Below are 7,220 nucleotides of genomic sequence, written 5' to 3' on the forward strand. Positions count from 1 at the left end.
AGATCGAGCACCGCGACATCGGGAATGATGGCCGGGTTGGTCATCACGGTCGGCAGGCCGTGCTCGCCAAGGCCGGTGCCGCCATGCATGACGCCGATGTTGATGGTGTTCATGCCGAGCGGCAGCAGCGGATGCGATTTTGCTCGCGTCCGGTCCAGCTCATACTGGCGCACGGCGGCAATGAAGCGGGCGGCGATCTCGATCGCATTGACGCCCGGCTCCAGCCGGTCCTTGTCGTGGCGCTGCGGATAGATCTCGTTGTAGCGCAGCGCCGAATGGGCGTTGCGGCCACGGATCGTCACCCGCGCCCATTCCAGCCCGCCTTCGACCGGCAGGACATCGCCCCAGGTCGGTTCGGCGACCAGCACCGCCTTGGCGAGCTTGCCCTTCTTCACCGCGTCCATGGCGCCGAAGCCGCCGGCTTCCTCGTCGACGACCGAGTGGATGGCGAGCCGGCCCTGCAGCGTGATGCCCGCCTTGCGGATCGCGCGCGCGGCGGCGATGCAAGCGGCGACGCCGCCCTTCATGTCGACGGCGCCGCGGCCATAGAGCCGGCCATTGGTGATTTCGCCGCCGAACGGATCGACCGACCAGTCCTTCATCGCGCCGACCGGCACGACGTCGATATGGCCGCACAGGATCAGGCTGCGGCTCTCGTCTCCCGCCCATTCGCCGACCAGATTGGGCCGCCCGGGCAAGGCATCCCATTGCTCTGTCCTGAACCCGTCCTGCTTGAGGATCGGTTCGAGCAGCGCCTGGACATCCGCCTCGCGGTTGATCGCCGGATTGGGCTCGAATTTGGGGTTGACCGAAGGGATGCGGACCATGTCGCGGGTCAGGCCGATCAACCAGTCGCGATCGGTCTCGATCTCAGCCTGCACGGCGTCGATGATGGTCTGGTTGTCGGGCATTGTCGCTTCCTTTTCTGCGTCGCGGCGCTTTGCATCGCTGCACTGAGCGCAACGACACTATTTCCTTGTGGCTTTGGATTTGGCGGCGTCGTCGGCCGATGACGATAGGACGGTATCGAGCGTGACCGCGTTGGCGCTGCGGATCTTCTCGATGTCCTCGATGCGCTTGCGCACCCCGGCGCCATGGCCCTCCAGCGCGTGGGCAAAGACGGTTTCCATCTGGGCAACGGCCGTCGCCAGCGTGTCGAACGGCGAGTTGGCGTCGATCGCCGCGACCATGGTCAGGTCCGCGATGTCAGATATCGGCGACAGCCAGACATCGGTGAACAGCAGGATGGAGACGCCGCGCTCCTTGGCCTGCTGGGCAAAGCTCACCACGTCCGACTGGTAGCGCCGGTAATCGAACACGACGAGGAGGTCGCGCTTGCCAAGGTCGATCAACAGGTCGAAATCGGCGGGACTCAACGAACCGATGTCGCGCACGCCGGAGCGGAACTGCAGGAGATAGCCGGCCAGCATGGAGGCGATATGCCGGCTGAACCGGCCGCCCAGCAGCACGACCTGGCCCTTGCTCTCGAGCAGCATGTTGACAGCGCGCGTGTAGGCCTGCACCGGCACAGCCGTGCGCGTACGCTCCAGGCTGTCGGAAACCGAATGGAAATAGGCAAGTGCGGTGCCTTCGCTGGAGCCGCCCGGACGCTTGGCCTCCATCATCAAAAGCGGCGAATGCAGCCTGGATTCGACTTCGGTGAGCAGGCGTGCCTGGAAATCGGCAAAGCCGACATAGCCAAGCTTGGTCATCAGCCGCGTCACGCTCGGGTCGCTGACGCCGGCGCGCCGTGCCAGCCGGGTTGCGGTGCCCAGCCCCGACATCGGGTAATCGGCGAGCAGGACCTGGACGATCTTCTCTTCCGCGGAGGTGAACGCCACGGTCGTGTTGGCCAGTTCTTCGCGGATCGACATGGTCATCGCCTATCGCTGACGGAAGATGATTATCTTACAATTTTGTGAAATGGTGTCAAATCTGGAAAAAGTTTTACAGGATTGAATCTAGCCGCGTAGATCGCCCGCATCCGCCAGAATCCAATCCTTGCTCACTGCCATATGCACTTTCGATCTCGCTTGAGTATCTTGGCGGCGAGCCTGGTTCTCACGGACCCCGTTTCGGGGCCGGTTGTTACGGACGTGAAGTGAGGGTCATAACCTCAATCCAAAACCCCATCAAAGCGTCATTGGTGAACTGGTGCCCGCCGAACACGGATCGTGACGAAGCTGAACTGGCATTCGAACTTTTTCGCCAGTTGATGCATCTTAAGTCCATGGGCTACGAAACTCATATCGTGCCGAGTGATGCCGAACTGGCCCTTGCCGCTCGGGGCGGCGATTGTGGTTGCCTCGGCCTGCTGCTGGAACGTCATCGCGCACGGCTCTATGCGATAGCGCTGAACATGCTCGGCTATGGGTCGGACGCCGAAGATGCTGTGCATGAGACTTTCCTGATCGCGCTGAGGCGCATCGGCGAACTCAAGGATCCGCAAGCCGTCGGTGGCTGGCTTCGCACTGTGTTGCACCGCTGTTGCCTGCAACAATTGCGTCGACGACGACGCGAGATCTTGACCGCCGACATTCCAGACCGCCCAGACGAACGCGCAAGCATTGAGGAGCGGCTGGAGAAAGTCGCGCTTCGCGAATGGGTTTGGGACGCGCTACGCAAGCTTCCCGAGCCGCTGCAGGCTACCGCCATGTTGCGCTATTTCGGAAGCTATCAGTCTTACGAGGAACTGGCCGCCATTCTGGGTGTCCCGATTGGGACGGTTCGCAGTCGTTTGTCGCAAGCCAAACGCAAGCTTGCCGAGATGCTGCTGGAAACGGCGGGCCTTGCCGACACAGAGGCTCGCTCGCAGTCTCGCGAGCGCCAGCGATTCTACTCCGAAATTTTCAATGGGCTCAACCAGCATGGCGAGCGTGACCGCTTCCTTGGGCACTTTGCAGAGGACCTGCATCTTGTCCGCGGGACGAGCAAACCAGTGCTGGGTCGCTCATTCCTTGCCTGGGAAGTCGACGCCGACACGGAAGCCGGCGTCCGCCTGGAACCGCAGCGCATTCTCAGCGCCAGCCAGGTCACCGTGATCGAGGGACTATTCGTCAATCCGCCGGAAGACCCTTTCCACTGCCCGCCGGGTGTCGTCCTGGTGATCTTTCAGCGAGACGGCAAGGCCCGACGCTTGCATCTTCATCTTTCGCCGCGTCCGCCTAGAATCGACGACGACTGATCGAACTTTTTCTCCCGTCCGTGACTCCTTACAGCACGCGGGCATCATCTGGCCCGGACGCAAATGGTTCCAAAGAGGAGAGAGATCATGTTCGCCTTCGCAGTTTCCCATGTTGCTTCCATCGCACACCACGGCGAGCTCGGGCCCAGCCGCTCGCGCCGCCTCCTTCACACGGCGTTCGCATCGACTGTCGTCTGCGCCACATTGTTGTCATCAGGCTTAGGCTGGGCCGGTCAAGCTGAGGTCGACGCCACCTATAAGGACGTCGAGCGGACGCTCGGCTCGGTGCCGACCTTTCTCCATCAGGTTTCAAAAGCAGCGCTGCCGGGCGCCTGGGCAGAGGTGAAGGCTCTGCAGTTCTCCAGCGAAACCGCCCTGCCGCCGAAGGTCAAGGCTCTGATCTCGCTCGCCGTCTCCGCACAAATTCCCTGCCAGTATTGCATCTGGGAAGACACCGAGAGCGCAAAACAGGCGGGCGCAACGGAGGACGAGATCGAAGAGGCCGTCGCTATCGCCGCTCTGTCACGGCACTGGAGCACGATCTTCAACGGCATGCAGGTCGACTTTGAGACCTTCAAGAAGGATCTCGGCGGCGACGCTCAGGCTGCCGCGCCTGCCAAGTAGCGCGAGCCTTGTCGGCACATTGTCGGGATTGGGGCCAGGCCGCGGCAACCATCGTCGGCATCCGCGGACCGGAATAGGGAGTGGAATTCTCATTTTACAGGGAGGTAAAGATGCCAGTAGTCTTCGGAGAAACCGTCAGCACAGTCAAAGATATCGTGTCCGTGCTAAAGAAACACGGTGACGCGGTGCGTGGCACCTATCGTGCCCGCTACCGCTTCGACCCGCAATCAGGCGATCCTTACACAACACCGCTACTGGAGCGACCGGCGAGCCTCAAGGACAATTCGCCGACCGCCGTCTTTCCCTGGGAGCAGATCTTTGCCGCGGCGGCTGTGTGCGCCGGCTCGGATTATCCGATGCTGGCAGCGCATGCGGGGGTCGATCTTCGTTCGGTCGATTTCATCGCGGAAGGCGTGTTCGACCCGCGTGGCGAGTTCGACGGACTTGATGGGCTCACGGCGCCCGTGGACGCCCGGCATTGCTACGTGTCCCTGCACCTCAGCGCGACCGTGTGTTCTTCGGCGCCCCGCGCCGATCTGGAGAAAATTCATGAGCGCGCGATCTCGCACAACATGGTGCTTGGCGCCCTTAGAGGAATTCCCATGACCAGCGAATTGGTGATTCACCAGGCGTGATCCTTGTCGCAGAACTCGCCCGCTGGGCGGTCTGTGGCTTAGTCCCGCCGGTTGCGGCCGGCGGGCCAAATGTGCCTCGTGCACGTTTGCGCCACCACGATCCTGGCAATTTCGCGGGGCGATCTGCTCGAAAGGCAACGGATGGCGGCCGACAGCAACGAGCCGACTGCCCGCTGCAGTAGCGCGCTGCTCGCCAAGTGTTATAGCGCGGAAGGGTTCGGCATTGCGAACCCCGTGACCGCCCCGGCCATCGATATGGCGCAACACATTTCGATACTGGATCGAACGGTGCTTTCGCCCTCTATTTGAAACTGGCGATGGGCAGGAATTTCACCGCGGAGCCGGTGAAGCGGCGGTGATCGGACGTCCGTCCCCGCGGTTGGAATCCATCGAGATAGACATGCTCCGGCGCCGTGCGGATGAAATTGGCGGCAATCATGGGCGCCCCTGTTGATGCGGCCCCACCGGTAATAGCGCGATCTGCCTCGGAATCGGGGCGCCGCTGGACACGATCGGCCTTGGGGTTCGTCCTGACGCGATCTTCTGGCTTTGACGCCGGCGCCGCGATCCGCTCGCCGGCCAGCCCGTCGTCGGGGTGATGCATGGCCAGCAAGACACCGATGGCATCGCCAGATTTGGCTGCTTCCAACTGGCGCGTCGGGCTTGACTGGCTTTCCGGCCGCCATGTCGGCAATGGGACGTTGAGCGCCATCATCTCCGGCGCGACGCTCGTGGCAGCGGCATCGGCATTCGCGGCGTCCGGCTTGGCAACGGCCAGCTCGGCCTGCGCCGTGGACGCGCCGGCGATTGCCAACGGTGCGGTTTCCGGGGTGGGAACGGGTGCCGTGAACTCGGCGCGCGGTGCGAAGGCCGGCAGCGGCACTGAGCCCGGCGCCATCGCCATGACGATCGCTTCAGGCGTCTTCCCCTTCTGCCCGGCAAGCGGTTCTTCGCCTGGATCGCTGCCAGCAATCTGGATGTCAGCCCGCTGGGCATCCTGCGGCGGCACGATAGCGATACCCTGTCCGGCCGGTCTGGGTTCGACGGACCTCGCCGGTTTGCGTGGCGCCGGCACCGCTTCGGCGACATCATCGGACTCGTCTGCGCCGCCCCCGCCCAAGAGCGTCGCCAGCAGGCCACGCGGCCTGCGTTGGCCGCCGTCGACGCTTGCCAGCTCGATGTTGGGCGTGCCGGCGCCCTTGCGCGATTTGTAGGCGGCAAACGCCTGCTCATAGCCGGGCAGCGGTTTGCCGTCGCTCGGCACATGCAGTGTGTTGCCGTTCGGAAATACCTTGGCGAGTTCCTGGCGGCTGATGCCCGGCCAATGCCGCACATTGCCGACATCCATGTGTATGAAAGGCGAACCGGAGGTGGGGTAATAACCCACGCCGCCGCCCTGCATTTTGAGGCCGATGTCGCGCAGTTTCTTCAGCGGCACATCCGGCAGGAAGAAGTCCATCGCGCGGCCAACCATGTGTTGGCTCTCCCGGGCCACACCCTTCGAGCGGCTGCGCAGCATGGCGTTCGTCGCCGGCGAACGATAGGCGCTGACCACATGGATATAGGCTGTCGAGCCGCTGGCGCGATAGGCCTGCCAGACAAGATCGAGCAGGCGCGGATCCATCTTCGTCGGTTCGTTGCGACGCCAGTCGCGCAGCATGAGATTGATCTTCTTCAATCCCGCCGGATCATAGCGCCCATTGCGCTTGAAGACGATTTCAGCCTTCTCGCCCGTATGGAGATGTTGAATCCTCAAAGCACGCGTCTCCGCGAACGCGCCGGTAGCGCACAGGCAAAGGAACGCTGCGATGATGGCAGGCAGGGTCCAAAGACGGGAAGCACCGGGGGCGTTTTGCACGTTTTCGCTCACGTTCATGCCTTGCACGTTCTTTTGTTTCGGGCGATTTAGATTTCCGCCCAGATCAGGAGCCTTTCGGCCCTCTTCCTGACAAGCATGGATCTGACCGGCGAAGACGGGCATCCATGCCACAATACGTCATGTCGATGAATAGCATCTTGGTTAATGAATCGTGTCTTGCCGGAATGCGCTTCGGCTGGATTTGCCTGTGGCAGCCATTTTCTGAAGCAATGAACCGCTGATCGGGTCTGCCGGCACGAGGGCCGCGCCATCCCATGTACCCGCCTCGCCCTCGCAAATGCAGAGGACGATCGTGCGGCAACAGGGATGTTGGAAACTGGTGCTGCGAGAGAGGATTGAACTCTCGACCTCTCCCTTACCAAGGGAGTGCTCTACCACTGAGCTACCGCAGCCGCTGATGGCGGGGCTTCTGCCATATCGAACCGGCAAGCGCAAGGCCAAGTGCAACGCTTCTGTGAAAGGCTTTGCCGGATGGCTTTTAATGACATGGCAGTGCCACAATGTTGGCTATCCCTGAACAGCAAGCTGGTGGGTCGCCGGCGGGATGGGCGATGGACGACAAGACAATTCCAGTGAAAAAGGATGGTCCACCGAAAAGCAGCGCAACAATCCGCAAGGATCGGCTCGCCGAGCAATTGCGCGCCAATCTGCAGAAGCGCAAGGCGCAGTCGCGCTCGCGGCGGACCGGCGAGGCCGACCTGCGTCCGGACGGGCTCGCTGCATCGAAGAAAATACAAAAAGATTAACTCAAATAGGTCACTCTTGGCCTGGGGTGGGCGAAATCCTATTTCTTGAACCAGATTGGCCAATGGTCTAGACGGGCCGCTACTCAAACGATTGAACCGGCCCTTTTTTGGCCGAGAGGGACGTTCTTCCATGGATCGCATCAGAATTGTCG

General features: G+C 62.1%; 7 protein-coding genes and 1 tRNA gene. 4 read left to right on the forward strand and 4 right to left on the reverse strand.

Going from position 1 to position 7,220, the window contains the following annotated elements; genetic code table 11:
* Both ENZ75_RS14960 and ENZ75_RS14965 read right to left on the reverse strand, forming a co-directional pair.
* Nucleotides 1-911, reverse strand: a 911-nt coding sequence (locus tag ENZ75_RS14960) for a M20/M25/M40 family metallo-hydrolase (RefSeq protein ID WP_128278164.1), incomplete at its 3' end; no start/stop codon positions are given.
* Between the two features lie 57 nt (nt 912-968).
* On the reverse strand, nt 969-1,874 hold the full coding sequence (locus ENZ75_RS14965; RefSeq protein WP_013530207.1) for a MurR/RpiR family transcriptional regulator: 906 nt from the start codon (nt 1,872-1,874) through the stop codon (nt 969-971).
* 227 nt (nt 1,875-2,101) lie between these two features.
* Here ENZ75_RS14965 and ENZ75_RS14970 point away from each other — a divergent pair, with 227 nt between their 5' ends.
* The 3 genes from ENZ75_RS14970 to ENZ75_RS14980 all read left to right on the forward strand — a co-directional run bounded on the left by ENZ75_RS14970 (nt 2,102) and on the right by ENZ75_RS14980 (nt 4,443).
* On the forward strand, nt 2,102-3,184 hold the full coding sequence (locus ENZ75_RS14970; RefSeq protein WP_164745812.1) for a sigma-70 family RNA polymerase sigma factor: 1,083 nt from the start codon (nt 2,102-2,104) through the stop codon (nt 3,182-3,184).
* A gap of 87 nt (nt 3,185-3,271) precedes the next feature.
* On the forward strand, nt 3,272-3,808 hold the full coding sequence (locus tag ENZ75_RS14975) for a carboxymuconolactone decarboxylase family protein (protein WP_024504783.1): 537 nt from the start codon (nt 3,272-3,274) through the stop codon (nt 3,806-3,808).
* 110 nt (nt 3,809-3,918) lie between these two features.
* A complete protein-coding gene (locus ENZ75_RS14980; protein WP_013530204.1) occupies nt 3,919-4,443 on the forward strand; it encodes an OsmC family protein in 525 nt (174 codons plus the stop codon).
* 301 nt (nt 4,444-4,744) lie between these two features.
* Here ENZ75_RS14980 and ENZ75_RS14985 read toward each other — a convergent pair whose 3' ends face one another.
* Both ENZ75_RS14985 and ENZ75_RS14990 read right to left on the reverse strand, forming a co-directional pair.
* Nucleotides 4,745-6,319 carry a DUF882 domain-containing protein gene (locus ENZ75_RS14985; protein ID WP_063170045.1) on the reverse strand — a complete coding sequence of 525 codons (1,575 nt, stop codon included), beginning with the start codon at nt 6,317-6,319 and terminating at the stop codon, nt 4,745-4,747.
* Between the two features lie 320 nt (nt 6,320-6,639).
* Nucleotides 6,640-6,714 (reverse strand) — tRNA-Thr (locus tag ENZ75_RS14990).
* A 159-nt stretch (nt 6,715-6,873) separates the two neighbouring features.
* Here ENZ75_RS14990 and ENZ75_RS14995 point away from each other — a divergent pair.
* Nucleotides 6,874-7,068: a hypothetical protein gene (locus ENZ75_RS14995; RefSeq protein WP_013530202.1), complete on the forward strand. Its 195-nt coding sequence runs from the start codon at nt 6,874-6,876 to the stop codon at nt 7,066-7,068.
* The last annotated feature ends 152 nt before the right edge of the window (nt 7,069-7,220 follow it).

Origin of the sequence: Mesorhizobium sp. M7A.F.Ca.CA.002.04.1.1 (assembly GCF_004022805.1) — a bacterium.
In the GTDB taxonomy this organism is placed as follows: Bacteria; Pseudomonadota; Alphaproteobacteria; order Rhizobiales; family Rhizobiaceae; genus Mesorhizobium; species Mesorhizobium ciceri.

What these genes read in the sequence shown, in the direction of transcription:
- ENZ75_RS14995 (WP_013530202.1), top strand. Translation starts at nt 6,874, where the DNA reads ATGGACGACAAGACAATTCCAGTGAAAAAGGATGGTCCACCGAAAAGC.
- ENZ75_RS14985 (WP_063170045.1), bottom strand. Translation starts at nt 6,319, where the DNA reads ATGAACGTGAGCGAAAACGTGCAAAACGCCCCCGGTGCTTCCCGTCTT.
- ENZ75_RS14975 (WP_024504783.1), top strand. Translation starts at nt 3,272, where the DNA reads ATGTTCGCCTTCGCAGTTTCCCATGTTGCTTCCATCGCACACCACGGC.
- ENZ75_RS14980 (WP_013530204.1), top strand. Translation starts at nt 3,919, where the DNA reads ATGCCAGTAGTCTTCGGAGAAACCGTCAGCACAGTCAAAGATATCGTG.
- ENZ75_RS14965 (WP_013530207.1), bottom strand. Translation starts at nt 1,874, where the DNA reads ATGTCGATCCGCGAAGAACTGGCCAACACGACCGTGGCGTTCACCTCC.